The sequence below is a fragment of the Crossiella sp. CA198 genome, assembly GCF_052078295.1.
In the GTDB taxonomy this organism is placed as follows: Bacteria; Actinomycetota; Actinomycetes; order Mycobacteriales; family Pseudonocardiaceae; genus Crossiella.
Window position 1 is genome coordinate 16,281 of sequence record NZ_JBQJIM010000013.1, and the last position, 26,991, is coordinate 43,271.

Below are 26,991 nucleotides of genomic sequence, written 5' to 3' on the forward strand. Positions count from 1 at the left end.
ACCCGCGTGTTCTGAATCGGCAACCGCCTCAGAACCTCCACGGGACCTGCCATGACTTGCCGTCGGTGCCCTACCCCCTCCGCCGCAGTGCGGCGGGCCCAGGATGCCCACTACTGTGCCGTTGCCGCCCTACCCCGTCAGCCCCCCTGTTAGAGCCACGTCAGCGGCGCTTTGGGCGCTGCTTCGACGTGTCGTCGCAGGTAACGATATGGGTGCCAAAAGCGGTTCCGCCAACTCGGCGTACGACAACGGCCAACACGCCGGGGAGGGTTAGGTGTGTTCGTCTGGGCCTGGGTCGAGGGCTGGGAGTTTGACGACTACGGCGAGGCCGCCGCCGTCTGGTAGGTCCAGGCGGACCGAGCCGTCCGCGCGCTCCACCACTCGCCGCACGATCGCCAGTCCCAGCCCGGAGCCGGTGATGTTCTGGTGGCTGGGTGAGCGCCAGAACCGGTCGGTGGCGCGGTCCAGCTCCTCCGCCGTCAGGCCGGGGCCGTGGTCGCGCACGGTCAGCACGACCATCTCCCCGGACTGCTCCGCGCTCACCACCACCGAGGACCGGTCCGGGCTGAACTTCAGCGCGTTGTCCAGCAACGCGTCCAGCACCGTCTCCACCCCCCGCGGCGGCGCCAGCGCGAACAGCTCCGGTTCCGTCCGGGTGGACAGTGCGATGCCGCGAGCCGCGGCGACCACCCGCCAGGCGTCCACCCGTTCGGCCACCGCCGCGTCCACCTCGGCGGGCACCGGTTCCACCGAGCTGGCCTCGGCGCGGGCCATGGACAGCAGCTCGTCCAGGATCTGGTTGAGCCGGATGGTTTCCTCCATCGCCGCGTTGTGCTGGTCGACGGAGTCCTCGTGCACGTGCCCTTCCAGGTTGCCCAGGCGTAGCCGGAGCGCGGTGAGGGGGTTGCGCAGCTGGTGGGAGGCGTCGGCGACGAAGGCGCGCTGGGCGGCCAGCACATCGCTGACGCTGGCGGCCATCTGGTCGAAGGAGCGGGTCAGGTGCCGCAGCTCGGGTGGGCCGGTGTCGCCGCCAACGGGTTCCACCGGGCGGCCGCTGACCACGCTGGCCACCATCCGGCCGGTGGCCTCGTCCAGGCGGCGGACCGGGCGCAGCGTCCAGCGCACGATGGGCAGCGCGAGCAGCACGCCGAGGCACAGCACCGCCACGCTGGCCAGTGCCAGCACGCCCCACCACACCAGCACCCGCAGCCTGCTGGCATCGGTGGGCGAGACGGTGACCACGGCGCCGCGCACCTCGCCGCCCACCCGCACCGGCTCGGCCAGCACCAGCGGGGTGCTGTCCCAGGGCATCAGCGCGTTCTCGGTCTCCGGCACCCGGCCGGCCAGGGCCAGCTTGAGCCGGTCCGCGATCCGCGGGTCGCCGACCTTGATCGAGTCGTCCGAGCTGACCAGGAAATGGTTCTCCCGGTCGGTGACCAGCACCGAGATGCCGTGCACCTGGTGATACCGCTGCAACTCGGGCCGGATCAGGTCCGGTTTGTCCGCCAGCAGCGGGTTCTGCGCCAGGCTGGCGAACCGGCTGGTGTCGCCGACCCGGTCCAGGAACAGCTGCTGCTGCTCGATCCCGGCCACGTTCAGCGCCAGCGGCACGCCGAGGCCGAGCAGCACCAGGATGACCAGCGACAGCACGATGACCAGCAGCCTGGACCGCATCCGCTCAGCCCTCCGCCGGACTGGCCAGACGGTAACCGACGCCACGCACGGTTTCCACCAGATCCGGGCGGCCCAGCTTGGTGCGCAGGGTGGCGATGTGCACGTCCAGGGTCCGGTTCGCCCCGGACCAGCTGCGGCCCCACACCTCGGCGATGATCCGTTCCCTGGTGCACACCGCGCCGCGGGCCTGGGCCAGCATGGCCAGCATCTGGAACTCCTTACGGGACAGCGCGACCGGCGCGCCGGCCACGGTCACCTCGTACCGTCCCATGTGGACCTCGACATCGCCGAAGGTCAGCGCCGCGCCCGGGGTGCCGCTGCCCTCGCCGCGGCGCCTGCGCACCGCGTGCACCCGCGCCACCAACTCTCCGATGTCATACGGCTTCACCAGGTAGTCATCGGCCCCGGAGTGCAGGCCCAGGATCCGGTCGTCGACCTCCCCGCGCGCCGACACCACGATCACCGCGACATCGCTGGCCGCCCGGATCGCCCGGCACAGCACGAAGCCGTCCACGTCGGGCAGCCCGAGATCCAGCAGCACGACGTCGACATTGCCCACCGCCTCCAGCACGCCCTTGCCCGAGGGCAGGCGGGTGACAGCCATGCCGCGCCTGGTCAGCGCGGGCTCCAAAGCCTCGGCCACTCGGTCGTCGTCCTCGACCAGCAGTACCCGCACGTGTGGTGCCTCCCGACTCACGTGGCTCATCCGTGACAGAGTTGAGACCCTAAGTCTTACTCAAGTGCCCTGGACTGGTGTGGTTTCCGACCCCTAGGTTTCCGCCATCGTCCACCACCCCGTGTTCTGCCGACTATGGAGGTTTGATGACCTCGGCCGCCCACACTCCGCCGATGATCCGAATGGCGGGCGTGGACAAGTTCTTCGGGCCGCTGCACGTGCTGAAGAACATCGACCTGGAGGTGCCCAAGGGCCAGGTCGTGGTCGTGCTCGGGCCCTCCGGCTCCGGCAAGTCGACGCTGTGCCGGGCCATCAACCGGCTTGAGCCGATCAACTCCGGAATCATCGAGGTCGACGGCAAGCAGCTGCCCGCTGAGGGCAAGCAGCTGGCCGCCCTGCGCGCCGACGTCGGCATGGTGTTCCAGCAGTTCAACCTGTTCGCGCACAAAACCATCCTCGAGAACGTGATGCTCGCCCCGATGAAGGTGCGCAAGCTGAACAAGACCGATGCGCGGCAGCGTGCCATGGAACTGCTCGAGCGGGTCGGCATCGCCAACCAGGCCGACAAGCACCCCGCCCAGCTCTCCGGCGGCCAGCAGCAGCGGGTGGCCATCGCCCGCGCGCTGGCCATGCGCCCGAAGGTGATGCTCTTCGACGAGCCCACCTCGGCGCTGGACCCGGAGATGGTCCAGGAGGTCCTGGACGTGATGACCACGCTGGCCAAGGACGGCATGACCATGCTCGTGGTCACCCACGAGATGGGCTTCGCCCGCAAGGCCGCGGACCGGGTCATCTTCATGGCCGACGGCGAGATCGTGGAGGACTCCACCCCGACGGAGTTCTTCACCAGCCCGCGCTCGGCCAGGGCCAAGGACTTCCTCGGCAAGATCCTCACTCACTGAAACGCTTTGGCGCCCCAGCGAGATGAACGGGCGAGGCAGCCGCCTCGTAGTTGAGATGATCCGAAAGGGACAGCAGATGCGCGTTACCCGAGTCCTCCAGGCGGGTGTGGCCGTTGCCGCCGCGGTCGCCCTCCTCGGCGCCTGCGGTGGCGGCGGGAACGCCGGCAGTGGCGGCGACAAGAAGCTCACGGTCGGCATCAAGTTCGACCAGCCCGGCCTGGGCCAGAAGACCGGCACCGGCTACGAGGGCTTCGACGTCGACGTGGCGACCTTCGTCGCCAAGGAGCTGGGCGTCGACGCCAAGAACATCAACTGGGTCGAGGCCAAGTCGGCCGACCGGGAGAGCCTGCTGAAGAAGGGTGACGTCGACTTCATCGCCGCCACCTACTCGATCACCGAGAAGCGCAAGGCCGAGGTGGACTTCGTCGGCCCGTACCTGGTCACCGGCCAGGACCTGCTGGTCAAGGCGGACAACACCGCGATCACCGGCCCCGAGTCGGTCAACGGCAAGAAGCTGTGCTCAGTGAAGGGCTCGACCTCCGCCGACACGGTGGTCACCCGGTTCGCCAAGGAAGCGTCGCTGCAGCAGGTCGACGGCTACTCCCAGTGCCTGTCCGGTCTGGACACCGGCACCATCGACGTGCTGACCACCGACGCCACCATCCTGGCCGGTCTGGCCGCCAAGCAGCCGGGCAAGTACAAGCTGGTCGGCAAGACCTTCACCACGGAGAACTACGGCATCGGCCTGAAGAAGGGCGACGCCCGCAAGGCCGACATCGCCAAGGCGGTGGAGAAGTTCTACTCCTCCGGCGAGTGGAAGAAGGCCATCGAGAAGAACCTCGGCTCCATCTTCAAGATCGGCGAGCCGCCGGCCCTGACCGAGAAGTGAGCTGACCTCTAGTTGAGCCCGGGGTGCCGGGTACGGCGATGTCCGTGCCCGGCACCCCGTTCACCATCGTCTTCCCCAAGTCATAGGTCGAGGAGACCATGCTGGACTTCCTGAGCGAGTACGACGTGCTCGGCGCCTTCTGGGGCACCGTGCAGCTCACCGTGTACTCGGCTATCGGCTCCCTGGTGTGGGGCACCGTGCTCGCGGGTATGCGGGTCAGTCCGGTCCCGATCATGCGGGCGTTCGGCACGGCCTATGTGAACATCATCCGGAACACCCCGCTGACGCTGATCATCCTGGCCATGTCGCTGGCGCTGTACAACGTGCTGGGCCTGAAGCTGGCCCGTGAGCTGCCCGGCGACCTGACCTTCCTGGACACCAACAACTTCCGGCTCGCGGTGCTCGGTTTCGTCATCTACACCTCGACCTTCGTCTGTGAGTCGATCCGGGCGGGCATCAACACGGTGCCGGTCGGGCAGGCCGAGGCCTCCCGCGCGCTGGGCCTGGGCTTCGGCCAGACACTGGGCATCGTGGTGCTGCCGCAGGCCTTCCGCGCCGTGGTGGCCCCGCTGGCCAGCGTGCTGATCGCGCTGACCAAGAACACCACGGTGGCCAGCGCGATCGGTGTCGCCGAAGCCTCGCTGCTGATGTCGGACATGATCGAGAAGGAAAGTGACAAGATCATCCTGGTCTTCGCGATCTTCGCGCTGGGCTTCGTGGTGCTCACGCTGCCGACCGGGCTGGTGCTCGGCTGGGTCAGCAGGAAGGTGGCGGTGAAGCGATGAGCGCCCCCTCGGTTCTCTACGACGCGCCCGGCCCCAAGGCCAAGGCCCGCAACGTCGTCTACACGATCATCTTCGCCGTGGTGCTGCTCGCGGTGCTCTACTGGATCTTCGTCCAGCTCGGCGCCAAGGACCAGTTGCGGCCGGAACTGTGGACCCCGTTCTTCACCGAAGGCACGGTCTGGACCACGTTCCTGCTGCCCGGCCTGCTCAACACGCTCAAAGCCGCGGCGCTCGCGCTCCTGATCGCGCTGCCCATCGGCGCGCTCTTCGGCATCCTGCGGCTGTCCGACCACGTGTGGATCCGAGTGCCTGCCGCCACGGTCGTGGAGTTCTTCCGCGCCATCCCGGTGCTGCTACTGATGGTCTTCGCCAACGAGTTCTACGCGGCCTTCACCGACGTCGGACGGGAGGAACGGCCGCTGTTCGCGGTGGTCACCGGCCTGGTGCTGTACAACGCCTCGGTGCTGGCCGAGGTGGTGCGCGCGGGCATCCTGTCCCTGCCCAAGGGCCAGACCGAGGCGTCCATGGCGCTGGGCATGCGCAAGACGCAGACCATGCGGATGATCCTGCTGCCACAGGCGGTGACGCTGATGCTGCCCGCGATCGTCAGCCAGGTCGCGGTGATCGTGAAGGACACCGCGCTCGGCGGCGCGGTGCTCAGCTTCTCCGACCTGATGCGCCAGTTCCGGATCCTGCCGAACGAGTACAACAACAACGTGCTCCAGACGATGATCGTGATCGCGCTGATCTACATCGCGCTCAACAGCCTGCTCAGCTGGGTGGCCCTGGTGCTGGAGAAGCGGATGTCCCGGCGTAGCCGCCCGCCGCGCGGGGTCAAGGCCGATCACCTGGAGCAGCCGACCGGCCCGGACCCGATGGCGGCCACCGGCATGCGCACCGGCGAAGCTGGTGGCGGCGTGGGTTAGCCGCCGCGAAGCTCGACCACGGCCCGTCCCCACCCCGGGGGCGGGCCGTCGCCGTTAGGCTGGGCCGGTGCAGCGGATCGCCCTCGTGGCCCTGACCGGTCTCCTCGTCCTGACCGCCTGCGGCGGCGCGGACCCCGCCCCGGGCACCACCCCCGGCGGCACCGCCACCAGCGTCTCCATCCCGCCGACCTCCGAGCAGGCCAGCGGCTCCCCCACCATCGACAAGATCAAAGCCCGCGGGCGGATGGTGGTCGGGGTGGCGGACAACCTGCCGGGCGTGAGCAAGTACAACCAGGACGGCGGCAAGCACAGCGGGTTCGACATCCGGCTGGCCGATCTGATCGCCACCGGGTTCGGGCTGCCCAAGGACTCGGTGCGCTTCCGCAGCACCACCGCGGCCACCCGTCTGTCCACTTTGGAGAGTGGCGACGTGGACCTGGCCTTCGGCGGCATCAAGGCCAGCAAGCAGCCGCAGATCGGCCTGGTCGGCCCGTACCTGCCGGTGCACCAGGACCTGTTGACCCGCAAGGGCACCGGCTCGGTCGCGCCCGGTCAGCCGGTGTGCGTGGTGGCCGAGTCGGGCGCGGCGGAGAAGGCCCGCGCGGTCAGCGCCAACCTCGTCGAGGAGCGCAACGGCGACGCCTGTGTGAGCGCGCTGCGTTCGGGCGCGGTGACCGCCTTCTCCGGGGACGACCTGGTGCTGCGCGGCTACGCGGCCGCGGAGAACGGCGCCTTCACCGTGCTCGGCCGGAACCTGGGCGCCGAGGGCTACTTCGTCGGCATCCCGGCCAGGGACCGCGCGCTGCGCGCCAAGCTGGTGGAGGTGCTGGGCAAGGCGATCAGTGACGGGTCCTGGGCGAAGCTGTACCAGGAGAGCTTCGGCTCGCCCGCGCCCGCGCCGCCGAGCGTGAAGTAGTCACGGTCGGCTCTCGAACTCATCACCAGCGGTGATCCGGGTTAACAACGGGCGCACCAGGGGCGACCCTGGAGACATGCGTCCCGACCGGTACACCCCGCTGGGCCAGGTCAGCCTGCTCATCGGCTTCGCCACCATCGCGGTCGCCCTGGCGCTCTACCTCGGCGACCCGGCCCGCCTGATCGGCGCGGGCGCCACCGCCCTGGCCGGTCTGGGCGCGGTCGCGCTCGGCCTGGTCTTCCTGCGCCGCGCCGACCGCCAACGGCAGGCCTGCTTCCGCGAGGGTCTGACCGCCATCGAGTCCATCACCGACGACCACCTCCGCGACGCCCTGCACGCCAGCCTCGCGCTGAGCCTGACCGGGGTCCGGATCAGCCTGGCCGAGCTGACCAAGCTGGCCGCCACCGAGGCGGCGCCGGCCGGCAAGGGCACCATCACCGTCATCGGCCCGCACACCCAGGCCCGCAAACGTTAGTCGAACTCCCCCGCCCGAGCCCGCCGCACCGCGGCCGGCGTGCCCAGCTCCGCCCGCAGCCCCGGCCGGGCGGCGTAGAAGTCCAGCATCCGGTACGCCAGCACCGGATCCACGCCCAGCATCCGCCCCTCGATGAGCACCCCGGGCTCCCGCGGTGGCCTGCCACCCCAGAGCCAGGCGATCCGCTGGTGCTCGATCCGGTTGTCGAAGGCCCGCACCCACACCTCGGGCCCGTCCCCGGCCACCGCGGTCACCAGCCGCACCCCGTCCCAGCCCAGCCTGCTCCGGAAACCCCAGCTGCGGTGCTCGACACCGTCCGGGGTCAGCAGCAGCCGCCCGCGCACGATCCGCCGGGTCAGCACCTGCGCCGGATAGGTCAGCAGGAACAGCGCGATCGCGCCGAAAACTCCGGCGGCCGCGGCGGGGGCGGTGACCTCCGGACTGCGCCCGAGGTCGTAGGCGGCCAGCCCGAAGATCAGCACCAGCAGCACCATGAGCAGTGTGGACCCGGTGAACCCCAGCCAGGAATAAGGCAACGCGGTCCCCTGCCGCCCGGTCAGATCCAGCGCCGTGCGCACACCGCGCGCCTGGCCGCGTCGCCGCCGGACCCTGCTGTCGTAGCCGACCACGACGGTCACCGCGAAGACGAGTCCGAACACCACGAAGTACTTGACCGCCGGATCGAACTCCCCACCCCACATCAGCGCCGCACAGCCGAAGGACACCAGCGCGAGCAAGGTCAGCCAGCCCAGGGCCAGGTACCAGCGCCCGCGCGCCGGTCGCCATTCCACCGGCCAGGGAAGCGGTTCAGAAGATGGCGTCGAAGACATCGCCCACCGCATCGCCGATCGCCTTGCCCGTGTTCGCCACCGCCTGCGCACCGGCCTCCACCGCGTCCCCGATCGCGCCGATCCCGTTCTGGTACAACGAGTCGATCGCGCCAGAGGTGAACACACCCACCGCGGCGCCCACCACCGCGCCTGCGACGGTGCCCACCCCAGGGACCGGCACAAGCGTGCCGACCGCGGCGCCGGTGGCGGCTCCGGCGGCCACCGAGGCGGCGAACCCGGCCGCGCCGGAGACCACCGCCTGGCCGACCGGTTTGTCGGTCACCGCGATGTCGTAGACGATCCCGGCCGCCGCCAGCGCGCCGCCGACCTTGAGTCCGGTGCGCCCCGCGGCGACCTTGGTGTCGGCACCGCCCTTGGCCAGTTCGGCCGCCCGCTGCCGGAAAGCGGCCGCGGTGTCAGCGTCGCGGTAGAGGAGTCCGGAGTTGATCCCGTCGCCCGCCGCGGCCAACTTAGTGAACTTGGCGGCCTCGTCGGAGAGCCGGCCGGACTCACGCAGCATGGCTGAGGCCGCGGCCGTGCGCAGGCCGTCCACTCCGCCGTTGACCAGGTCGCCGACGGTGATGAACCACTTGGTGCGCACGTCGTTCCAGGCGTTGACCAAGGTGTCCTCGACGAACTTCTGCGCCCGCCGCGCCGATTCGGCCGCGGCGACCGCCGTGCGGTAGGCGAGCGCCTGCCGGGGATCGGCGCCCGGATCGGGTTCGTGGACGCGGTCCCCGTCCACCCGCAACCCCGCCACGGCCGCCTCGGCCCGGATCCGGGCCATGTCCTCCTGCACCCGGTTCAACCCGGCGGCGTAGTCGTCGAGTCGCTGTGCTGCCTGCTGTGCGCCGGTGGCCAGCTCGTCGGCCTTGCGCGCCCCGCCGGTGAGCCTGCCCCGGAACGCCTCGCCCGCCGCTCCCCGCCAGCCCGCGTCAGCGCTGTTGCGCGCCCGGTAGAGCTGACCAGCCGCCTCGGCGACCGTCCGGCCGAAGGACGAGCGCAGCCAATGGGCGACCCCGCGCACGCTGTCCGGCCGGCCGGGCACCCTGGTGTCGATGGGCATCCGGCTCACCTCGGCCGGTTGCGGTCGCCGCGCACCTCATCGGCCGCCTGGGCATCGGTCCCGGCGTAGTCGGCGTTTCCGGCGGCCACCTGATCGGCCGCCCCCGCCGCGCCCAGGATGAGCTGGCCCGCGTTGTCCAGGAACCGGGCCAGCATGCCGGTCACCACGGCGGTGGCGTTGCCCGCGTCCGGGGCGCCCGGCACCGAACCGGCCAGGCCGTCCACCTCGGCGCTGGTCTGACGCAGGGTGCGGGCGATGCCGTCGAGCACGCCGTGGTCGACCAGCGCCCGGCCGCCGGTCATGACGCGCCACCGCCGTGGCGGCGGTCCTCCGGTATGGCCACGTCCAGCAGCACCAGCTCGAACGGCCTGCTCTGGCGCAGGCGTTCCAGATTCGGTGTGGGCACCACCACCCACGGCTGCCCCGGTCCGCAGCAGCGGACGAGCCGGTCCAGCGCGGAGTAGGCCAGCAGCGCGGTCCGGCCGTCCCTGGTCTCGCGCATCTGCACCGTGATGTTCCCGTCGACCGGCTCCGCCTCCGCGCACGGCAGGTAGAGGATCGGCGGGAACTCCGGTGGCAGCGGTGTGCCCGTCTCCGGCATGAGTGTTCCCCCTCCCGGCCTCGATTGAAGCAGGGGTGAGCACACTCCGCAACCGGTTCATTACTTTAGGTAATTATCCGGCTGAGTCGGCTTTTGTCATTCGTCCTTGCGCTTGCGGAACAGCTTGAGCAGCGGGTCGTAGCGCCGGTCCGCCACCCGTTCCTTCAGCGGGATCAGCGCGTTGTCGGTGATCTGGATGTGCTCGGGGCAGACCTCGGTGCAGCACTTGGTGATGTTGCACAGCCCGAGCCCGTGCTTGCTCTGCGCGTCCTGGTGCCGGTCGGCCGCGTCCAGCGGGTGCATCTCCAGTTCGGCGATGCGCATCAGGAACCGCGGCCCGGAGAAGGACTCCTTGTTCTCCTCGTGGTCACGCACCACGTGGCAGGTGTTCTGGCACAGGAAGCACTCGATGCACTTGCGGAACTCCTGCGAGCGCTCCACGTCCACCTGCTGCATCCGGTAGTCACCAGGGGCCACGCCCTCCGGTGGCTTGAACGCGGGCACCTCACGGGCCTTGACGTAGTTGAACGACACGTCGCACACCAGATCGCGCACCACCGGGAAGGTGCGCATCGGGGTCACCGTGACCGTCTCGGACTCGGTGAAGGTGGACATCCGGGTCATGCACAGCAGCCGCGGTTTGCCGTTGATCTCCGCGGAGCAGGAACCGCATTTGCCCGCCTTGCAGTTCCAGCGAACGGCGAGGTCGGGGGCCTGGGTGGCCTGCAGGCGGTGGATGATGTCGAGCACCACCTCGCCCTCGTTGACCTCCACGGTGAAGTCGGTGAGACCGCCGCCCGCGCTGTCCCCGCGCCAGACCCGGAAGTGCGCCTGGTAGCTCATCTCAGCCCCGCTCTTCCTGGCCAGCCGGATGCCCGGTCAGCTCGGCCTCGGTGTAGTACTTGCGCAGCTCGCCGATCTCGAAGAGCGCCAGCAGGTCCTCGCGCATCGACGATGGCGTCTCTCTGCCCACGGCCACCCCTGGACCGTCCACAGTGCACACCAGGGTGGTGTGCCGCCAGGTCGGATCCATCACCGGGAAGTCGTCCCTGGTGTGCCCGCCGCGGCTCTCGGTGCGCTCCAGCGCCGCCCTGGCCACGCATTCGCTGACCAGCAGCATGTTGGCCAGGTCCAGCGCCAGGTGCCAGCCGGGGTTGAACTGCCGGTGGCCCTCGACCCCGGCGTGCGCCGCGCGCTGCCGCAGGTCGTCGAGCTTCTTCAGCGCCAGGGTCATCTCCTCGCCCTTGCGGATGATGCCGACCAGGTCGTTCATCACCTGCTGGAGTTCGGTGTGCAGCGTGTACGGGTTCTCCACCGGCCCGTCGACCGCGGCCGCGGTGAACGGCGTCAGCGCCGCCTCCGCCGCACTGTCCACATCGGACTGGAGCACGGCAGGCCGCACCGTCCCGAGACCCTCCACATAGGACGCCGCGCCTGCCCCGGCGCGCTTGCCGAAGACCAGCAGGTCGGACAGTGAGTTGCCGCCAAGGCGGTTCGAGCCGTGCATGCCGCCGGAGACCTCACCGGCGGCGAACAGGCCAGGCACCCTGGACTGACCGCTGTCCGGATCCACCTGCACCCCGCCCATCACGTAGTGACAGGTCGGGCCGACCTCCATCGGCTCCGCGGTGATGTCCACATCGGCCAGTTCCTTGAACTGGTGGTGCATCGAGGGCAGCCGCCGGATGATCTCCTCGGCGGGCAACCGGCTGGAGACGTCCAGGAACACCCCGCCGTGCGGCGATCCGCGGCCCGCCTTGACCTCGGAGTTGATCGCCCGCGCCACCTCGTCGCGGGGCAGCAGCTCCGGTGGGCGCAGGTTGTTGTCCGGGTCGGTGTACCAGCGGTCGCCCTCGGCCTCGGTCTTGGCGTACTTGTCCTTGAAGACCTCGGGCACGTAGTCGAACATGAACCGCTTGCCCTCGGAGTTGCGCAGCACGCCGCCGTCCCCGCGCACCGACTCGGTGACCAGGATGCCCTTCACACTCGGCGGCCAGACCATGCCGGTCGGGTGGAACTGCACGAACTCCATGTTGATCAGCGCCGCGCCCGCGCGCATGGCCAGCGCGTGCCCGTCCCCGGTGTACTCCCAGGAGTTGGAGGTCACCTTGAAGGACTTGCCGATGCCGCCGGTGGCCAGCACCACCGCCGGGGTCTCGAAGAGCACGAACCGGCCGGACTCGCGCCAGTAGCCGAACGCGCCGGAGACCCGGTCGCCGTCCTTGAGCAGTTCGGTGACCGTGCACTCGGCGAAGACCTTCAGCCGGGCCTCGTAATCACCCGATTCGGCGAAGTCCTCCTGCTGCAAGGACACGATCTTCTGTTGCAGGGTGCGGATCAGTTCCAGCCCGGTGCGGTCGCCGACGTGGGCCAGCCGCGGGTACTCGTGGCCGCCGAAGTTGCGCTGGCTGATCCGGCCGTCCTTGGTCCGGTCGAACAGCGCGCCGTAGGTCTCCAGCTCCCACACCCGCTGCGGCGCCTCCTGGGCGTGCAGCTCGGCCATCCGCCAGTTGTTCAGGAACTTGCCGCCGCGCATGGTGTCCCGGAAGTGCACCTTCCAGTTGTCCCCGGAGTTGACGTTGCCCATGGCCGCGGCGATGCCGCCCTCGGCCATCACCGTGTGCGCCTTGCCGAACAGGGACTTGCACACGATCGCCACCCGCATGCCGTGTTCCCTGGCCTCGATCGCCGCGCGCAGGCCAGCGCCGCCGGCACCGATCACCACGACGTCGTAGCTGTGCCGTTCGACTTCGCTCATGCTGTGTCTGATTCCTTGCTGTCAGATGCCCCGAAGGTCAGTTGAAGAGGCGCAGGTCGGTGAGCACACCGCTCGCGACCAGCGACACGTACAGGTCCGCCAGCCCCACCGAGGCCAGCGAGGCCCAGGCGAGCTGCATGTGCCTGCCGTTGAGCTTGGACACCTTGCCCCACAGCCAGTACCGCACCGGATGCTTGGAGAAGTGGGTGAGCCGCCCGCCGATGATGTGCCTGCAGGAGTGGCAGGAGATCGTGTAGCACCAGATCAGCACCACGTTGGTGAGCAGGACCAGGCTGCCGAGGCCGATGCCGAAGCCGCCGTCCTTGCCGGTGAAGGCGATCACCGCGTCCCAGGTGAGGATGCCCGCGATCGGGATGGCCGCGTAGAAGAAGTAGCGGTGGATGTTCTGCACGATCAGCGGGAACCGGGTCTCGCCGGAGTACTTCGCGTGCGGCTCGGCGACCGCGCAGGCCGGGGGCGAGAACCAGAACGCCCGGTAGTAGGCCTTGCGGTAGTAGTAGCAGGTCAGCCGGAAGCCGAGCACGAACGGCAGCACGAACAGCGGCGGCGTGATCAGGAACCCGAGATCGGGGAACCAGCGGCCGAAGTGCGCGGAGCCCTCAACGCAGGCTTCGGAGAGGCACGGCGAGTAGAACGGCGCCAGGTACTGGTACTGGGGCACCCAGTACGCGCTGTTCATGAACGTGCGGACGAGCCCGTAGACGATGAACGTGGCCAGTCCGGCGAAGGTCAGCAGGGGAGAAAGCCACCACCGGTCGGTGCGCAACGTGCGTGCGTCGATGCGCGCCCGGCCGGCGGCGTTGTCGGAAACCGTCATGGTGTCCCTTGTTCGCTGGTGTCCGCGTCGTTGCGAGTCAGCGGGTGGTGCTCCGTCTCGACCGAAACGGGATGGCCCTGCGCTATGCCTGGGCCCGGTAGCCGCCGACGCCCTCGTCATCGGCCCCGCGCCACAGGTCGGGGTCGTACGGGGTGTCGGAGACGACGACCATCTCCCGTTGGCCCGCGGTGCGCGGGACCGGCAGGGCGGACAGTTCGGCGGCGTCGATGTCGAGCCGGTCGACATCGTTGGCGATCCGCCGTACCGCGGTGGTGTCGCCATAGCGCAGCCGCAGCTGGGTCAGACTCTGGCGGAGATCGCCGATCGCTCGCTGCAGAGCGGCCAGTTCCGTGTCCGGCATACCGAACACCTCCCTCGACGCGTCGTGGTGGTGCCGCAGACTCTGCCCGCTCAGTGGACCTTGTGACAAGGCCCACACGCCAGGTTTCATCCGGTGGTCTCATCCGGGCGAAACTCGGCTGCTTCACGCTTCTGTATCGGTTTTGCTGTTACCGGGGAGTTACGCCTAACGTGTGAGACGTACTGACTGCCAGCTACGCGGCGCCAAAGTCGTCTCCGCGGGGTCACCCAGGTGGCCCAAGGACCGACGAGGAGCCCCGGCATGAGCCAGCTTCATTCCGTCATCGCGGATGTGACCGACCGGATAGCCGCCCGCAGCGAGCGCTCCCGAACGGCCTACCTGCGACGACTCGCCGTCGCAGCAGGTGAGGGACCGGCCCGCGGTGGCCTGGGGTGCAGCAACCTGGCGCACGGATTCGCCGGTATCACGGGCCCGGACCGGGCGCTGCTGCGCGCCAACCGGGCGCCCGGCATCGCGATCGTGTCCAGCTACAACGACATGCTCTCCGCGCACAAGCCCTTCGCCGACTACCCGGAGATCATCAAGGCCGCGGTGCGCACCGCGGGCGGGGTGGCCCAGTTCGCCGGCGGCGTGCCCGCCATGTGCGACGGCATCACCCAGGGCCGCGGCGGCATGGAGTTGTCCCTGTTCAGCCGGGAGGTGATCGCGATGGCCACCGGTGTCGCGCTCTCCCACGAGATGTTCGACGGCGCGCTGCTGCTCGGCGTCTGCGACAAGATCGTGCCCGGTCTGCTGATCGGCGCGCTGGCCTTCGGGCACCTGCCGACCCTGCTGATCCCGGCCGGTCCGATGGCCTCCGGCCTGCCCAACAAGGAGAAGGCCAGGATCCGGCAGCTCTTCGCCGAGGGCAAGGCCACCCGCGCGGACCTCCTGGAAGCCGAGGAGGCCTCCTACCACTCGCCGGGGACCTGCACCTTCTACGGCACCGCCAACTCCAACCAGCTGGTGGTCGAGGTGATGGGCCTGCACCTGCCCGGCTCCAGCTTCGTGCCGCCGGACACCGGCCTGCGCCAGGCGCTGACCGAGCACGCCAGCCGCCGGGTGGTGGAACTGGCGCACGGGCGCGGCGAGTACACCCCGATCGGCGAGGTGGTGGACGAGCGCAGCGTGGTCAACGGCGTGGTCGCGCTGCTGGCCACCGGCGGGTCCACCAACCACACCCTGCACCTGCCCGCCATCGCCGCGGCCGCGGGCATCCAGCTCACCTGGGACGACTTCAGCGACCTGTCCAGGGTGGTGCCGCTGCTGGCCCGGATCTACCCCAACGGCAGCGCGGACATCAACCACTTCCACGCCGCCGGTGGCGTGCCCTACCTGGTCGGCGAACTGCTGGACGCCGGACTGCTGCACGCCGACGTGCGCACCGTGGCCGGTCCCGGCCTGCACCGCTACCGGCAGGAGCCGACCATGGCCGGCGGCGAGCTGACCTGGCGGGACGCGCCCCGGCGCAGCCAGGCCCCCGAGGTGCTGACCTCGGTGCGCGAGCCCTTCGCCCATGACGGCGGGCTGCGGGTGCTGCACGGCAACCTGGGCACCTCGGTGATCAAGGTGTCCGCGGTGGCCCCGGAACACCGGGTGGTGCACGCGCCCGCGCGGGTGTTCACCGACCAGCACGCGGTCAGCGCCGCCTTCGCCGCTGGCGAGGTGGACGGCGATGTCGTGGTGGTGGTCCGCAACCAGGGCCCGCGCGCCAACGGCATGCCCGAACTGCACGGGCTGACCCCGGCGCTGGGTGTGCTGATGGATCGCGGGCACCGGGTCGCGCTGGTCACCGACGGGCGGATGTCCGGCGCCTCCGGCAAGATCCCAGCCGCCATCCAGCTCACCCCGGAGGCCGCGGTCGGCGGCATGCTGGCCAGGGTCCGCGATGGCGACATGATCCGCCTCGACGCCGAGGCGGGCATCCTGGAGGTGCTGGTGCCCGACGCCGAACTGACCGCCCGCGCGATCGTGGACGGCCCGCCCGCCGACGAGGAGTGGGTCGGCGTGGGCCGGGAGCTGTTCGGCGCGTTGCGCACCGCGGTCGGCCCGGCCAGCCAGGGCGCCAGTGTTTTCCCCCTGCCCGCGACCCCGGGCCTGCCGATGGAGGTAGTTCAGTGACCACCGCACGGGAGCTTCTCGCCGTCTCCCCCGTCATCCCGGTCGTCGTCATCGACGAGGTTGAGCACGCCGTGCCGCTGGCGCGGGCGCTGGCCAAGGGCGGGATCGGCGTCATCGAGGTGACCCTGCGCACCGCCGCCGGGCTGCCCGCGATCGAGCGGATCGCGGCCGAGGTGCCGGAAATCCTGGTCGGCGCCGGCACCGTGATCACCGCCGAGCAGGCGACCGCCTCGGTCAAGGCGGGCAGCCGGTTCCTGGTCACCCCTGGCACCACGCCCAGCCTGCTCTCCGCGCTGGAGGACTCGGGGGTGCCGTTCCTGCCCGGCGCGGCCACCATCTCCGAGGCGCTGGCGCTGGCCGAACGCGGGCACGAGACGCTGAAGTTCTTCCCCGCCGAGCAGTCCGGCGGCACCACCTTCCTCAAGGCGCTCTCCGGACCGTTGCCGCACCTGCGGTTCTGCCCGACCGGCGGCATCACCGTCACCAGCGCCCGCGGCTACCTGGCGCTGCCCAACGTCTCCTGCGTCGGCGGCTCCTGGCTGACCCCCAAGGCCGCGCTGGCCGCCGGGGACTGGGCCGTGGTGGAGAAGCTCGCCGCCGAGGCCGCCGCACTGGCCTGACCCGTCCCGTCCCGGCCCTGGATCTAGGCCAGGGCCGGGACCGGATCGCTTGCCAAACAACGGGTTGACCCGTCCTGCCCGCCCTGCGAGGCTTCCAGTGAATCGATCACCTGGGGGGTAATCGCATGGCTAAGCCCATGTCCTTTGTCGCGCGCGCGTTCGCCGCGACCACCGTACTGGCGGCACTCACCTCCGGCACCGCGCTGGCCGCGGCGCCGCCGGTGCCCGCCGCACAGCAGAACGTCATCACCAACGAGGCGAAGATCAAGGCCGCCAGACTGGTCGGCTTCGCGGAGAGCGAGTTCAGCCGCCTGCTGGTCTTCACCGACCGGAACTTCGTCTACGAGCTGTGGCGGCGCGCCGCGGACAACGAGAAGGCGGCCAACGTCCGGCAGGCGGCCCTGCTCGCCTACCAGACCAACACGCCCGAGGCGCTGGCTCAGTTCGTCAACACCGGCATCCACCAGGCACACGAGCAGGACCTGGCCGCCGAGGCCGCGCGGCAGGCCGAGCGGGCACTGCGGATCAAGGCCGCGGCCGTGATCGGCGTGACGCCCACCGAGTCCATGCTGCTGGTGGACCGCAAGAACTTCCTCTTCCGCCTCTGGGAGGCCTGCCCGAAGGAATTCACCGAGGTCAGGGACGCCGCGCTGGTGGCCTACCGGGGCAGCGCCGAGCAGGAGCAGGAATTCCTGACCACCGGCATCGTCGCGGCCAAGCAGGCCGCCGACGAGCGGATCGCCAAGGAGGCCAAGGAGAAGGAGGAGGCCGAGAAGGAGCGGCTGCGCGTGATCGAGGCCAGGACCAAGGCCCTGACTGTGATCAACGTGCCGGTCACCGAGGCGCTGCTGGGGATGCCGGAGCGCAGCTTCGTCTTCGAGGTCTACCAGGCGGCGCCCCGGCTCAGCTGGGTCGCCGAAGCGGCGCTCGAGGCGCTGAACAGCGAGGACCCCGGCGCGCTGCGGCACTACGTCTTCACCGGCATCCACCAGGCGCACGCCAAGGACCTCGCCGAGGCCGCGGTCAAGCAGGACCAGGCCAACCAGCGCAAGATCCTGGAAATGGTCACCCACGCGGAGAACACCGGCGTCAGCCCACTGCTGGTCACGGCGGGCAAGGAAGCGCTGGCCGCTGGTCCGGCTGAGCGGGCGGCCTTCCTCGCCAGGGACCGCGCGCCGCTGCTGCGCCAGTCCTTCCACGCCACCTCGCCGGGCCTGTCCGGCTCGCCGTACCTGCGGCACGCCAACGGTGTCGCCGTCATCAGCCCGATCAGCGGCCCGGTGGACCGGCTGGACGCCACCTGGATGGTGGTGCCCGGCCTGGCCGACCCGGACTGCTACTCGATCGAGTCGGTGAACTTCCGCGGCAGCTACCTGCGGCACCGCGACTTCCGGATCAGCCTGGCTGGCAACGACAACACCGAGCTGTTCGCCAAGGACGCCACCTTCTGCGCCCGCAAGGGCCGCACCGGCGCGGACGTCTCCTTCGAGTCGGTCAACCTGCCCGGCCGCTTCCTGCGGCACAGCGACGGCGGGATCTACCTGGCCGACAACAGCAACCGCTTCCCCTTCGACAACCCGCACCTCTTCGCCGAGGACGCCACCTGGCAGGTCACCCTGCCGTGGGTGAGCTGACCTGAACCGGCGCGCACCGGGGGCCACTCCCCCGGTGCGCCCCCGGTCACCATTCCCTTACCCCACAACAACTCCCACCCCACCCAAGACCCCAAGAGGAAAGTTCCCACCGCCCCACCCCACGCCACACTTCACCCACCCGGGTCCGCCCGCCCAGCACCCCCGCCACCCCATCCCCTTGCCCCGCAACACAATCCCCACCACCCGGCAACACCCCCGCCCGCCCCCGGCACGCGCAGTGACCAGCCCGCACCGCCCTCTCTGTGCCACCCCGGCACACCCCCACACCTTTCAGCGATTCCCCCGCTCCACCCCACCCCCCACACCCCACCCCCCAATAGATTCACCCCCATGCCCACCCAACCCCCCACCATCCGCTCCCGCGCCCTCGGCGCCGAGTTGCGCCGCAAGCGCGAACAGGCCGGGTACACCGGCATGGACCTCGCCCGCCGCACCGGCTGGTCGCACAGCAAGATCTCCCGCCTGGAAACCGGCGACCGCGGCACCACCGTCGCCGACGTGGCCTACGTGCTCGGCTTCTACGGCGCCAGCGACACCGAGACCACCCGCCTGCTCGACCTGCTGCGCGACGCCCCGGACGGCGTCTGGGCCTGCCCCCGCCCGCGCACCTCGCAGGAGAACCAGGCCAGCTCGATCCAGACCTTCGCCCCGGTGCTGATCCCGCCCCTGCTGCGCACCGACGACTACGCCAGGGCGCTGGGCCGCCCGCCGGAACGACCATCCCCGCTACGCCGGGCCCACCCGCCGACCACGCTGTTCCACCTGGACGAATCCGCGCTGCGCCGCACCGTCGGCACGCCCTCGGTGCTGCCCGAGCAGCTGCTGCACCTGGTCTTCCTGAGCAACTGGAAGCACGTGGAGATCCGGGTGGTGCCGCTGTCCGCGGGCGTCTGCCCCGGCCTGGGCGGCCCCTTCTCCCTGCTGCACTACGGCGACGACCGCCCGGTCGTGCACCTGCCCCAGGAAACCCAGGACCTGTACCTGGAATCCCCCGCCGACCTGGCCACCTACCGCCGAATCCTGACCGACCTGGACGGGATCTCGTTGTCCCGCACCAGGTCCCGCGAACTCATCGCCGATCTCGCGCACGCCCTGAGCTGACCGGTCCGCCCGGCTCCTTCCCCGAGCCCGCGGCCGTCCGCGCCACCAGCAGATAGTCCGCCGGGTCGAACGCGCCCACCCGCCGAGTCAGCTCGCCGGTCGACCACGGCCAGGAGAAACTGTTGCGCCCGTTGGCATCCAGGTAGTAACTGGCACAGCCACCCGCGTTGTACACCGTGCGTGCCAGGGCCCGCTGCGCGGCCACGTTGAACCGCTGCTGCGCCTCCGGGCGCACCGACAGCGCGGGCCAGTCCCGCTCGGCCAGCAACCGCACCGCGGCCAGCACGTGGCTCAGCTGGGCCTCGATGATCGCGAACGCCGAGGAGTGCCCGGTGCCCAGATTGGGGCCCAGCAACAGGAACAGGTTCGGGAACCCGGCCACCGAGGTGCCCAGGTACGCCTGCGGACTGCCCCGCCAGACCTGGGCCAGGCTGCGACCCTGCCCGTCGAAGACCCGGTCGGCCACCGGCATGTCGGTGATGTGGAAGCCGGTGCCGAAGATGATCGCGTCCACCTCGGTGCGCCCGCCGTCCGCACCAACGACCACGCTGCCCTCGATCCGGCTCAGCTCGGTCGGCCGCACCCGCACGTTGGGCCGGGTGAGCGCCTGGTAGTAGCTGTTGGACAGCAGCAATCGCTTGCAGCCCAAGGTGTAGTCCGGGGTCAGCGCGGCCCGCAACCGCGGCTCCGGCACCGTGGCACGCAGGTGCAACCGCCCGGCCTGCTGCACCAGCCGCAGCACCCAGGGATGCCGGAAGCCCACGCCCAGCGCCTCCAGTCCGGCGTACTCGGCCGCCCGCAGCGCCCGCTGGGCACGCGGGAAGTTCCGCAGCAGCCAGCGTTCCAGCCGCGGCACGTAGTGGTCCGGTTTGGGCAGCACCCACTGCGCGGTCCGCTGGAACAGGTGCAGCTCGGCCACCTCCGGCGCGATCCTGGGCACGAACTGCACCGCCGAGGCCCCGCTGCCCACCACCGCGACCCGTTTGCCGCGCAGGTCGTAGTCGTGGTTCCAGCGCGCCGAGTGGAAGCTCTCGCCCGGGAAGTCGGCCAGGCCAGGGATGTCCGGCACCTTGGGCTCATGCCACGGCCCGGCCCCGGCGATGAGCACCCGCGCGGTGTAGCGCCCGTCGGTGGTCTCCAGCACCCACTGCTCGCCGTCCCAGCGCGCGGCCAGCACCTCCACCCCGAACCGCAGGTGCCCGGTCACCCGGTAGCGGTGCGCGATGTGCTCCAGGTAGTCCCTGATCTCCGGCTGGGTGGCGAAGGCGCGGGTCCACTCCGGGTTGGGCGCGAAGGAGTAGGAGTACAGCGCCGAGGGCACATCGCAGGCGCAGCCAGGGTAGGTGTTGTCCCGCCAGGTGCCGCCCAGCTCCGCGGCCTTCTCCAGCACCACGAAGTCGGTGAGACCCATTCCGCGCAGCTTGACCGCCGCACCGATTCCCGACGCCCCGGCGCCCACCACGAGCACCGGGAAATCCCTGGTCAGCCGGTTCGTCATCAGCGACACCCCGTTCCGGATACCGACGGTTTCCGGAGACTAGCAGTATTTATGCCGCGTTGGCGGGTGCCGGCACGCTGGGTGTGCGCCGCCCGGCGATGGCCGGGGCCTCCTGGCGGAGAGCCAGCGCCCTAGGCTGTCCGGGTGCCCCGATTGAGCCGCGCCGAAAGCCAGGCCCGCACCCGGGAGCTGCTGGTCGACACCGCGCGGGAGCTGTTCCTGCGCGACGGCTACCACGCCACCTCGCTGGAGAAGGTCGCCGAGGCGGCCGGGTTCTCCAAGGGCGCGGTGTACTCGAACTTCCGCAACAAGGACGAGCTGTGCCTGGCCGTGCTGGACGCGCTGCACGTGGCCGAGGCGGCGCAGATCGTGGCCGCCTTCCAGTCCAGCGCGGACAGCGAGCAGCGGCTGGCCGCCTTCGACGCCTGGGCCCAGCGCATGCTCGGCGACACCGGCTGGACGCTGCTGGAGGTGGAGTTCGCGGTGCAGGCCCGGCGTGATCCGGAGCTGGGCGGGCAGCTGGCCCGGCGGGCCCGCGGTCTGCACCGGGCCATCGCCGCGCTGATCGAGCAGCAGAGCGCGGAACTCGGCCTGCGGCCCGCACTGTCCGCGGAGGTGCTCGCGCCCGCCCTGCTCAGCCTGGGCATCGGCCTGGGCATGCAGCGCGCGCTGGATCCCACGCTGCCCGCCTCGGTGCTCACCGACACCATCCGCGCCCTGCTCCAGCGCGACTGAGCACCACCCGTTCGAGGGAAGCCGGAAAAAAGTCCGGAAGATCGGCAACCACCCGCGCGGCCCATGCGTGTCACAAGTGTCAGCGCTGCGTTTTCCTGCCCCGGGGGTGGACCATGACCAATCTCGCGGAGTCCGTCACAACACACACGGACCTCGCTCAGTTGCGACTTCTGCACGCGCACGGCTATCGCGCGTTGCGGCTCGGCATGAGCGAGGCGGACGCGCTCGACACCGGACTGCTCAGCACCGACGACACCAGCGGGGTGTGCCGCTTCTACCGCTTCGCCGCCGCCGAGGGCAGCCAGCCCAAGACCAGCGGCGTGTTCATCTCACCGACCAACGGCGTGGTCATGATCGGCGGCACCTCGAAGATGCTGACCCCGCAAGGCATCTGGCGCGGCAGCGAACTCGCCGACCTGCGCGATGCCTACCCGGTGCTGCGCCGCGACCGGCTGTGCGACTGGATCTACCGCGCCGCCGCCCCCGGCAACCCGCGCGCGCACTACTGGTTCACCGTGGACGGCGGCCGGGTCACCGACTTCGGGCTCCAGGCCAGCGAGCTGTAGCGGTCTGGGAAAGAAACGTCCCTGACCGGACGCAACCCGCGGGCAGGGCGGGACGTCTTGAGGGTGGATCCAGCGCGGGAGAGCGCTGGAGTCGCCATCAAACCCGTTGGGGGAAAACAACATGAGTGCTCTGGCGAACAAGCACGTCCCGGTTGTCGCGGCCGCCGCGGCGGTCCTGCTGCTGGGCGGCGCCACCGCCGCGGCCGCCGCCCCGGCCGCACTGCCCTACCTCGGCCCGACCGGCTACAAGACCCTGAAGCTGGACATGACCGAGGCGCAGGCGGTGGCCACCGGCCTGCTCACCGACAAGCAGGGGATGGGCAGCTGCTTCACCTACCGGTTCCGGCCCAGCGAGGGCACCGGATCCGAGTACGGCGACGTGACCATCGGCCTGAACGGCAAGGTGCACTCCATCGACGCGACCTCGCGGATGCTTACCCGCGAGGGAGCCTGGGAAAACATGCGCCTGGACGACGTCAAGGCGATCTACCCGCAGCTCACCCAGGACCCGCAGGAGCCCTACCTGTACAAGACCCCGGTGCCCGGCAACAGCCGCGCGAGGTATGTCTTCCTGGTCAACAACAACCAGAACATCGCGACCGATATCTCGATGCAGCTCACCGAGGACCCCGGCTGCGGAGCCTGACCGGGTACTGGGGAACTACGTCAGCTACCGGTTCGTCACCACTGAGGGGACCATGCCCGCCTACAGCGGCGTGCTTTTCGACGAGCACCGCAAGCTGAACTCGATCGGCGCGACCTCACGGATGCTCACCCGCGAGGGAGCCTGGCCGAACATGCGCATCAGCGACGTCAAGGTGATCTACCCGAAGCTCGCCCAGGACCCGGACCAGCCCTACCTGCACAAGACCCCGGTCCCGGGCAACGACAACGCGAAGTACCACTTCGTGCTGAATGAGCACGACCTCGCGTACACCTTCTCGCTCACCAGCACCCGCGACGCCGCCTGCGGAGCCTGAGCGAGAACCGCGGCTCGGTCTAGGGGCGCCGGAGCAGGGCCAGCGCCTCCGGGATCGAGTCGACCACCGGGCGGCCGGTGACCTCCAGCTTGCGCCGGTTCATCACACCCGTGGTGACCAGCACGCAGGAGGCGCCGGCCGCTTCGGCGGCATCGGAGTCGTCGACCACGTCACCGATCAGCACCACCTCGGCCGGATCGAGTTCCTGCGCCGCCAGGTGCGCCACCAGGTGCCCGGACTTGGAGCCGCCCCCGGTGTCCACCCGCAGCCCGTCCACCCTGGCGAACAGGTCCAGCAGCCCGAACTCGGTGACCAGCGGGACGAGTTCGTGGTGGAACCACATGGACAGCAGCGACTGGGTGCCGCCGGTCGCGGCCCAGTCGTGCAGCGCCACCGGCACCCCGGCGGCCAGCGCGCAGGTGTCCAGCACCGACCGATAGGCCTCGTGGTAGGTCTTGTCCAGCCGGATCCAGTCCTCGGCGGTCAGCTCCCGGTCCAGCAACCGCGAGTAGCAGTCGACCAGCGGCCGGGAGAAGGTGTCCCGCCACGCGTCCATGGTGATCGAGGGCCTGCCGAAACCGGCGCAGACCTGGTTCACCGAGTCGAGCACCGCCTGGTTGTCATCCAGCAGGGTGCCGTTCCAGTCCCAGACAACGTGTGTGGCGCGGAGTGTGCGGTCCCGTGTCGTCACGGCCGGATACTAAGCCGCCGCACCGACAACCCCCGCCCGATTATCCGGCCACACCGCTGACCAGCGCCGCCCGGCCAGGCGCGGCCCCGCCAGCCCCGCCGGTCCGGCCCGCCCCGCCGGTCCGGCCTGCCCGGTCGACCGCCGACCTGCTCAGTCGGCCGCCAGCCGGAACACCCGGCGCGCGTTGCCGCCCAGGAACAGTTGCCGCGCCTGCTCGTCCAGCCCCAGCTCGTCGATCCGGGCCAGTGCCCTGCTCGCGCTGAGCATCGGCCAGTTCGTGCCGAACATCACCCGGTCGCGGCCCCGCCCGCGCAGGAAGTCCACCAGCTCGGCGGGCAGCCGGTGCAGCACGTAGGCCGAGGTGTCCACGTAGAAGTTGGGGTACTTGGTGGCCAGCGAGAGCACCTCGTGGATCCACGGATAGCCGACATGCCCGCCGATCACGGTTAGCTCGGGGAAGTCGAGCAGCACCTCGTCCAGGTACGGGATCGGCCTGCCCGGTTCGGACGGGCACAGCGGCCCGGTGTGCCCGATCTGGGTGCAGAACGGCACGCCCAGCTCCACGCAGGCCACGTAGACCGGGTAGTAGCGCCGGTCGTTCGGCGGCAGGTTCCACAACCACGGCACCACCCGCACCCCGACGAAGCCCAATTCGGTGACACAGCGGCGAATCTCGCGCACCGCGCCCATCGGATCACCCAGATCCACCGTGGCCACACCGCGGAAGCGGTCCGGGTGCGCGGCGACCACCGCGGCCACCTCGTCGTTGGAGATCAGCGAGCCGGTGGGCCCGTGCCAGCCCGCGAGCAGGGCGAGGGACACCCCGGCCTCGTCCATGGCGGCCAGGTTCTGCGCCACGGTGGGTGTCTCCCGGGAGATGCCGGTCCAGCGCAACAGGGTGTCCAGCCAGGGCGCGGCCATGAAGCGGTCGGTGGGTTGCTGGGCCCAGACGTCGACGATGTCCATGCCGGGCACGATAGGGCGGCACTGGGCATGATGGGGTCATGGATCTCAGCGAGGCACGCCGGATCGTCCGGGAACAGCCGCGCGCGGTGCTGGCCACCACCCGCGCCGACGGCAGCCCGCAGATGTCGCCGGTGCTGGCCGGAGTGGCCGAGGACGGCACGATCCTGATCAGCAGCCGGACCACCGCGTTCAAGGTGAAGAACCTGCGCCGCGATCCGCGGATCTGGCTGTGCGTGCTGCCGGATGCCTTCTTCGGCCGGTGGATCCAGGTCGAGGGCACGGCCACCGTCGTCGACCTGCCCGAGGCCATGCCCGGCCTGGAGGACTACTACCGCCGGGTCACCGGCGAGCATCAGGACTGGGCCGAGTACCGGGCCGCGATGGAGTCCGAGCGGCGGGTGCTGATCCGCGTCGAGCTGACCAGGGCAGGCCCGGACCGCAGTGGCTGACCTGATCACCGAACTCGGCGCCCGCTACGGCCAGGACTGGATTCCGGTCACCGTGGGCGAGTCCGGCGCGCGGGTCTGGCGCACGGCGAAGCACTACCTCAAGATCGCCCTCACCTCGCCGCATCCCGACCCGGCCGCCGCCCCCGCCGCCGAGGCCGCCCGCTGCAGCTGGCTGGCCGCCCAGGGTTTCCCCGCCCCGGAGGTGGTCGAGCACGGCGACCGCGACGGCTTCTCCTGGCTGGTCACCACCGCCCTGCCCGGCCGCCCGATCAGCGATCCCTGGCCTGCCCGCCAGGCGGCGGGCGTGGTCGACGCCCTGGCCGGACTGGCCCGCGACCTGCACGCCCTGCCGGTGGCCGACTGCCCGTTCGACCGCGGCCTGGCCGTCACCGTCCCGCTGGCCAAGGCCGCCGCCGCGGCCGGCCTGATCGACCTGACCCACCTGGCCGCCGAGTACGCGGGCTGGTCCACCGCGGACCTGGTCGCCGAACTCGACCGCACCCGCCCGGACACCGAGGACCCCGTGGTGTGCCACGGCGACCTGTGCACCCCGAACGTCCTGCTGGACCCTGACTCCCTGGCCGTCACCGGCGTGCTGGACCTGGGCCACCTCGGCCGCGCCGACCGGCACCTGGATCTGGCCCTGGCCACCAGGAGCCTGGCCCGCGCGAACCTGGACCCGGCCCGCTTCCTCTCCCGCTACGGCCGCGCCGAACCGGATCCCGCCCGGATCCGCTTCCACCGCCTGCTGGACGAGTTCTTCTGACCCGTCACTCCACCGGCACGATCCGCGCCACCAGCGCCGAGACCAGTTCGGCGGCCGCGAACGGCCGCATCGCCTCGGGCAGGGTCAGGTGCTCGACCACCAGCCCGGTCATCGCCAGGTACAGCAACGCCACGGTCTCCGCCCCACCCGGCAGCCCGCTGTCCACATGGAACTGCACGTAGGAGTCGAAGTTGGCCTGCATCGTCTCGGTCATCGCCGCCCGCAACTCCGGCCGCCGGGTCGCCTCCAACCGCAGTTCCTGCAGTGCCAGGTACCCGGCCGGATCCCGGTTCATCCGGTCCAGCAACTGGTGCATCAGCGTGTCGACCAGCTCCCGCGACCGCGGCGCCCGCATGGTGTCCACCAGCGTCGCCGGATCCGGCCCCAACCGCAGATGCACCTGCCCGCCCACCTGGTGCAGCAGATCATCCCGATTGGCGAAGTAGTTCGACGCGGTCCCCTTGGGCACCCCCGCCGCCGCATCCACCGCCCGGAACGTCAGCCCCCGGGCCCCCTCCCGGGCCAGCACCTCGATCGCCGCATCCACCAGTGCCGCCCGCCGAGCCAGGTTCTGAACCACCAGCCACCTCCCCCGTCAACCACTACAAGCATAGTACTCAGGTGGGCAAGGCGACGCGACAAGCGGTGGCCGGGCGGTGACCCGGTGTGCTCAGGAAGCGTCCAGGCGGGCGAGCAGGGTCTTGGGAGCCACGGCGCGGAAGGCGTCCTCGACGAGTTCGGCGATCTCGGCCCAGTCGAGGCCGGGAACATCCAGGTAGACGCCAAGCCAGCCCCGGTGCCCGACGTAGGGCGGCCGGAAATAGCGCTCCGGAGCCTCGGCGATGAGGGCTTCCTGGGCACCGGGCGGGGCCGCGCACCAGAAGGCGAGGCGGGTGTCGTGGTGGTGGTTGGCGTAGGTGACGAAGGTTTTCTTGCCGCGGATGAACCAGGCGGGCTCGCCGTGGCTGAGGCGTTCGGTGGTGTCGGGCAGGGCGAGGCAGAGGGCTCGGAGGGCGGAGAGCGGGTCCGGCGGGTCTTGCGGCGGCGGCACGGGGCGACTCCGGTGGCGCGAGTGGGGCGGGCGGTTCCGGTGGGGCCAGTGCCGCCGGTCGGCCAGACAGCTCTGGCAAAACTGGCGACGCCAGC

At 70.5% G+C, this 26,991-nt stretch carries 31 protein-coding genes; 16 read left to right on the forward strand and 15 right to left on the reverse strand.

Features of this window, described 5'->3' with window-relative positions; translation table 11 throughout:
- Positions 1-270: 270 nt before the first annotated feature.
- Both ACTOWY_RS21965 and ACTOWY_RS21970 read right to left on the reverse strand, forming a co-directional pair.
- On the reverse strand, positions 271-1,674 hold the full coding sequence (locus tag ACTOWY_RS21965) for a HAMP domain-containing sensor histidine kinase (RefSeq protein ID WP_441311539.1): 1,404 nt from the start codon (positions 1,672-1,674) through the stop codon (positions 271-273).
- Between the two features lie 4 nt (positions 1,675-1,678).
- Entirely contained in the window at positions 1,679-2,350 is a 672-nt protein-coding gene (locus ACTOWY_RS21970; RefSeq protein WP_441311760.1) for a response regulator transcription factor, read from the reverse strand.
- A 173-nt stretch (positions 2,351-2,523) separates the two neighbouring features.
- Here ACTOWY_RS21970 and ACTOWY_RS21975 point away from each other — a divergent pair, with 173 nt between their 5' ends.
- The 6 genes from ACTOWY_RS21975 (at position 2,524) to ACTOWY_RS22000 (ending at position 7,243) form a co-directional block, all read left to right on the forward strand.
- Positions 2,524-3,252 carry an amino acid ABC transporter ATP-binding protein gene (locus ACTOWY_RS21975; RefSeq protein ID WP_247758761.1) on the forward strand — a complete coding sequence of 243 codons (729 nt, stop codon included), beginning with the start codon at positions 2,524-2,526 and terminating at the stop codon, positions 3,250-3,252.
- A gap of 76 nt (positions 3,253-3,328) precedes the next feature.
- A complete protein-coding gene (locus tag ACTOWY_RS21980) occupies positions 3,329-4,141 on the forward strand; it encodes a glutamate ABC transporter substrate-binding protein (protein WP_441311540.1) in 813 nt (270 codons plus the stop codon).
- Positions 4,142-4,239: 98 nt separating this feature from the next.
- Complete coding sequence (locus ACTOWY_RS21985; RefSeq protein WP_441311541.1) at positions 4,240-4,926, forward strand: amino acid ABC transporter permease; 687 nt, start codon at positions 4,240-4,242, stop codon at positions 4,924-4,926.
- Positions 4,923-5,852 carry an amino acid ABC transporter permease gene (locus ACTOWY_RS21990; protein WP_441311542.1) on the forward strand — a complete coding sequence of 310 codons (930 nt, stop codon included), beginning with the start codon at positions 4,923-4,925 and terminating at the stop codon, positions 5,850-5,852. The genes ACTOWY_RS21985 and ACTOWY_RS21990 overlap by 4 nt, the downstream gene beginning before the upstream one ends.
- A gap of 67 nt (positions 5,853-5,919) precedes the next feature.
- Positions 5,920-6,768, forward strand: coding sequence for a transporter substrate-binding domain-containing protein (locus ACTOWY_RS21995; RefSeq protein ID WP_441311543.1), 849 nt, complete (start codon positions 5,920-5,922; stop codon positions 6,766-6,768).
- A 76-nt stretch (positions 6,769-6,844) separates the two neighbouring features.
- Positions 6,845-7,243 (forward strand): hypothetical protein, encoded by a 399-nt coding sequence (locus ACTOWY_RS22000; RefSeq protein ID WP_441311544.1) that lies wholly within the window; start codon positions 6,845-6,847, stop codon positions 7,241-7,243.
- Here ACTOWY_RS22000 and ACTOWY_RS22005 read toward each other — a convergent pair.
- The 8 genes from ACTOWY_RS22005 to ACTOWY_RS22040 all read right to left on the reverse strand — a co-directional run bounded on the left by ACTOWY_RS22005 (position 7,240) and on the right by ACTOWY_RS22040 (position 13,697).
- A complete protein-coding gene (locus tag ACTOWY_RS22005; RefSeq protein WP_441311545.1) occupies positions 7,240-8,034 on the reverse strand; it encodes a hypothetical protein in 795 nt (264 codons plus the stop codon). The genes ACTOWY_RS22000 and ACTOWY_RS22005 overlap by 4 nt on opposite strands.
- A gap of 16 nt (positions 8,035-8,050) precedes the next feature.
- Positions 8,051-9,139, reverse strand: a complete 1,089-nt coding sequence (locus ACTOWY_RS22010; protein WP_441311546.1) for a hypothetical protein — start codon at positions 9,137-9,139, stop codon at positions 8,051-8,053.
- Between the two features lie 5 nt (positions 9,140-9,144).
- Complete coding sequence (locus tag ACTOWY_RS22015; RefSeq protein WP_441311547.1) at positions 9,145-9,441, reverse strand: hypothetical protein; 297 nt, start codon at positions 9,439-9,441, stop codon at positions 9,145-9,147.
- The gene (locus ACTOWY_RS22020) at positions 9,438-9,740 is read right to left on the reverse strand and encodes an SAV_915 family protein (protein WP_441311548.1); all 303 of its coding nucleotides are present in this window, start codon (positions 9,738-9,740) and stop codon (positions 9,438-9,440) included. Before ACTOWY_RS22020 ends, ACTOWY_RS22015 begins: the two co-directional genes overlap by 4 nt.
- 96 nt (positions 9,741-9,836) lie before the next feature.
- Positions 9,837-10,583, reverse strand: coding sequence for a succinate dehydrogenase/fumarate reductase iron-sulfur subunit (locus tag ACTOWY_RS22025; RefSeq protein ID WP_441311549.1), 747 nt, complete (start codon positions 10,581-10,583; stop codon positions 9,837-9,839).
- Between the two features lies 1 nt (position 10,584).
- Positions 10,585-12,498: a fumarate reductase/succinate dehydrogenase flavoprotein subunit gene (locus tag ACTOWY_RS22030; RefSeq protein WP_441311550.1), complete on the reverse strand. Its 1,914-nt coding sequence runs from the start codon at positions 12,496-12,498 to the stop codon at positions 10,585-10,587.
- Between the two features lie 37 nt (positions 12,499-12,535).
- Positions 12,536-13,336: a hypothetical protein gene (locus tag ACTOWY_RS22035; RefSeq protein WP_441311551.1), complete on the reverse strand. Its 801-nt coding sequence runs from the start codon at positions 13,334-13,336 to the stop codon at positions 12,536-12,538.
- Between the two features lie 82 nt (positions 13,337-13,418).
- On the reverse strand, positions 13,419-13,697 hold the full coding sequence (locus ACTOWY_RS22040; protein WP_185002544.1) for a hypothetical protein: 279 nt from the start codon (positions 13,695-13,697) through the stop codon (positions 13,419-13,421).
- Positions 13,698-13,958: 261 nt separating this feature from the next.
- Between ACTOWY_RS22040 and edd the strand changes: the two genes are divergently transcribed.
- From edd to ACTOWY_RS22060, 4 genes are all read left to right on the forward strand, one after another.
- Complete coding sequence (edd, locus tag ACTOWY_RS22045) at positions 13,959-15,818, forward strand: phosphogluconate dehydratase (protein WP_441311552.1); 1,860 nt, start codon at positions 13,959-13,961, stop codon at positions 15,816-15,818.
- Positions 15,815-16,438 carry a bifunctional 4-hydroxy-2-oxoglutarate aldolase/2-dehydro-3-deoxy-phosphogluconate aldolase gene (gene eda / locus ACTOWY_RS22050; protein WP_247758772.1) on the forward strand — a complete coding sequence of 208 codons (624 nt, stop codon included), beginning with the start codon at positions 15,815-15,817 and terminating at the stop codon, positions 16,436-16,438. Before edd ends, eda begins: the two co-directional genes overlap by 4 nt.
- 125 nt (positions 16,439-16,563) lie before the next feature.
- Entirely contained in the window at positions 16,564-18,072 is a 1,509-nt protein-coding gene (locus ACTOWY_RS22055; RefSeq protein ID WP_441311553.1) for an AbfB domain-containing protein, read from the forward strand.
- A gap of 351 nt (positions 18,073-18,423) precedes the next feature.
- The gene (locus tag ACTOWY_RS22060; protein WP_441311554.1) at positions 18,424-19,194 is read left to right on the forward strand and encodes a helix-turn-helix domain-containing protein; all 771 of its coding nucleotides are present in this window, start codon (positions 18,424-18,426) and stop codon (positions 19,192-19,194) included.
- Here the strand turns inward: ACTOWY_RS22060 and ACTOWY_RS22065 are convergent.
- Complete coding sequence (locus ACTOWY_RS22065) at positions 19,163-20,692, reverse strand: flavin-containing monooxygenase (protein ID WP_441311555.1); 1,530 nt, start codon at positions 20,690-20,692, stop codon at positions 19,163-19,165. The genes ACTOWY_RS22060 and ACTOWY_RS22065 overlap by 32 nt on opposite strands.
- A 144-nt stretch (positions 20,693-20,836) precedes the next feature.
- Between ACTOWY_RS22065 and ACTOWY_RS22070 the strand changes: the two genes are divergently transcribed.
- The 4 genes from ACTOWY_RS22070 to ACTOWY_RS22085 all read left to right on the forward strand — a co-directional run bounded on the left by ACTOWY_RS22070 (position 20,837) and on the right by ACTOWY_RS22085 (position 22,973).
- Complete coding sequence (locus ACTOWY_RS22070; RefSeq protein ID WP_247758776.1) at positions 20,837-21,427, forward strand: TetR/AcrR family transcriptional regulator; 591 nt, start codon at positions 20,837-20,839, stop codon at positions 21,425-21,427.
- Between the two features lie 113 nt (positions 21,428-21,540).
- The gene (locus ACTOWY_RS22075; protein WP_441311556.1) at positions 21,541-21,993 is read left to right on the forward strand and encodes a hypothetical protein; all 453 of its coding nucleotides are present in this window, start codon (positions 21,541-21,543) and stop codon (positions 21,991-21,993) included.
- Between the two features lie 121 nt (positions 21,994-22,114).
- A complete protein-coding gene (locus ACTOWY_RS22080; RefSeq protein ID WP_441311557.1) occupies positions 22,115-22,639 on the forward strand; it encodes a hypothetical protein in 525 nt (174 codons plus the stop codon).
- 52 nt (positions 22,640-22,691) lie between these two features.
- A complete protein-coding gene (locus ACTOWY_RS22085; RefSeq protein ID WP_441311558.1) occupies positions 22,692-22,973 on the forward strand; it encodes a hypothetical protein in 282 nt (93 codons plus the stop codon).
- Positions 22,974-22,992: 19 nt separating this feature from the next.
- Here the strand turns inward: ACTOWY_RS22085 and ACTOWY_RS22090 are convergent, their stop codons facing one another.
- Both ACTOWY_RS22090 and ACTOWY_RS22095 read right to left on the reverse strand, forming a co-directional pair.
- Positions 22,993-23,664: an HAD family hydrolase gene (locus ACTOWY_RS22090; protein WP_441311559.1), complete on the reverse strand. Its 672-nt coding sequence runs from the start codon at positions 23,662-23,664 to the stop codon at positions 22,993-22,995.
- A gap of 150 nt (positions 23,665-23,814) precedes the next feature.
- The gene (locus ACTOWY_RS22095; RefSeq protein WP_441311560.1) at positions 23,815-24,630 is read right to left on the reverse strand and encodes an amidohydrolase family protein; all 816 of its coding nucleotides are present in this window, start codon (positions 24,628-24,630) and stop codon (positions 23,815-23,817) included.
- 38 nt (positions 24,631-24,668) lie between these two features.
- Here ACTOWY_RS22095 and ACTOWY_RS22100 point away from each other — a divergent pair, with 38 nt between their 5' ends.
- Complete coding sequence (locus ACTOWY_RS22100; protein WP_441311561.1) at positions 24,669-25,079, forward strand: PPOX class F420-dependent oxidoreductase; 411 nt, start codon at positions 24,669-24,671, stop codon at positions 25,077-25,079.
- The gene (locus tag ACTOWY_RS22105; RefSeq protein ID WP_441311562.1) at positions 25,072-25,845 is read left to right on the forward strand and encodes an APH(3') family aminoglycoside O-phosphotransferase; all 774 of its coding nucleotides are present in this window, start codon (positions 25,072-25,074) and stop codon (positions 25,843-25,845) included. Before ACTOWY_RS22100 ends, ACTOWY_RS22105 begins: the two co-directional genes overlap by 8 nt.
- 4 nt (positions 25,846-25,849) lie before the next feature.
- Here the strand turns inward: ACTOWY_RS22105 and ACTOWY_RS22110 are convergent, their stop codons facing one another.
- Positions 25,850-26,425, reverse strand: a complete 576-nt coding sequence (locus tag ACTOWY_RS22110) for a TetR/AcrR family transcriptional regulator (RefSeq protein ID WP_441311563.1) — start codon at positions 26,423-26,425, stop codon at positions 25,850-25,852.
- A 90-nt stretch (positions 26,426-26,515) separates the two neighbouring features.
- Positions 26,516-26,896, reverse strand: a complete 381-nt coding sequence (locus tag ACTOWY_RS22115) for an MmcQ/YjbR family DNA-binding protein (RefSeq protein WP_441311564.1) — start codon at positions 26,894-26,896, stop codon at positions 26,516-26,518.
- Positions 26,897-26,991 lie beyond the last annotated feature (95 nt).

Coding starts and splice junctions, on each gene's coding strand:
- ACTOWY_RS21965 (WP_441311539.1), bottom strand. CDS start 1,674: ATGCGGTCCAGGCTGCTGGTCATCGTGCTGTCGCTGGTCATCCTGGTG.
- ACTOWY_RS21975 (WP_247758761.1), top strand. CDS start 2,524: ATGATCCGAATGGCGGGCGTGGACAAGTTCTTCGGGCCGCTGCACGTG.
- ACTOWY_RS21980 (WP_441311540.1), top strand. CDS start 3,329: ATGCGCGTTACCCGAGTCCTCCAGGCGGGTGTGGCCGTTGCCGCCGCG.
- ACTOWY_RS21985 (WP_441311541.1), top strand. CDS start 4,240: ATGCTGGACTTCCTGAGCGAGTACGACGTGCTCGGCGCCTTCTGGGGC.
- ACTOWY_RS21990 (WP_441311542.1), top strand. CDS start 4,923: ATGAGCGCCCCCTCGGTTCTCTACGACGCGCCCGGCCCCAAGGCCAAG.
- ACTOWY_RS22000 (WP_441311544.1), top strand. CDS start 6,845: ATGCGTCCCGACCGGTACACCCCGCTGGGCCAGGTCAGCCTGCTCATC.
- ACTOWY_RS22010 (WP_441311546.1), bottom strand. CDS start 9,139: ATGCCCATCGACACCAGGGTGCCCGGCCGGCCGGACAGCGTGCGCGGG.
- ACTOWY_RS22015 (WP_441311547.1), bottom strand. CDS start 9,441: ATGACCGGCGGCCGGGCGCTGGTCGACCACGGCGTGCTCGACGGCATC.
- ACTOWY_RS22020 (WP_441311548.1), bottom strand. CDS start 9,740: ATGCCGGAGACGGGCACACCGCTGCCACCGGAGTTCCCGCCGATCCTC.
- ACTOWY_RS22025 (WP_441311549.1), bottom strand. CDS start 10,583: ATGAGCTACCAGGCGCACTTCCGGGTCTGGCGCGGGGACAGCGCGGGC.
- ACTOWY_RS22030 (WP_441311550.1), bottom strand. CDS start 12,498: ATGAGCGAAGTCGAACGGCACAGCTACGACGTCGTGGTGATCGGTGCC.
- ACTOWY_RS22035 (WP_441311551.1), bottom strand. CDS start 13,336: ATGACGGTTTCCGACAACGCCGCCGGCCGGGCGCGCATCGACGCACGC.
- ACTOWY_RS22040 (WP_185002544.1), bottom strand. CDS start 13,697: ATGCCGGACACGGAACTGGCCGCTCTGCAGCGAGCGATCGGCGATCTC.
- edd (WP_441311552.1), top strand. CDS start 13,959: ATGAGCCAGCTTCATTCCGTCATCGCGGATGTGACCGACCGGATAGCC.
- ACTOWY_RS22055 (WP_441311553.1), top strand. CDS start 16,564: ATGGCTAAGCCCATGTCCTTTGTCGCGCGCGCGTTCGCCGCGACCACC.
- ACTOWY_RS22060 (WP_441311554.1), top strand. CDS start 18,424: ATGCCCACCCAACCCCCCACCATCCGCTCCCGCGCCCTCGGCGCCGAG.
- ACTOWY_RS22065 (WP_441311555.1), bottom strand. CDS start 20,692: ATGACGAACCGGCTGACCAGGGATTTCCCGGTGCTCGTGGTGGGCGCC.
- ACTOWY_RS22075 (WP_441311556.1), top strand. CDS start 21,541: ATGACCAATCTCGCGGAGTCCGTCACAACACACACGGACCTCGCTCAG.
- ACTOWY_RS22080 (WP_441311557.1), top strand. CDS start 22,115: ATGAGTGCTCTGGCGAACAAGCACGTCCCGGTTGTCGCGGCCGCCGCG.
- ACTOWY_RS22085 (WP_441311558.1), top strand. CDS start 22,692: ATGCCCGCCTACAGCGGCGTGCTTTTCGACGAGCACCGCAAGCTGAAC.
- ACTOWY_RS22095 (WP_441311560.1), bottom strand. CDS start 24,630: ATGGACATCGTCGACGTCTGGGCCCAGCAACCCACCGACCGCTTCATG.
- ACTOWY_RS22100 (WP_441311561.1), top strand. CDS start 24,669: ATGGATCTCAGCGAGGCACGCCGGATCGTCCGGGAACAGCCGCGCGCG.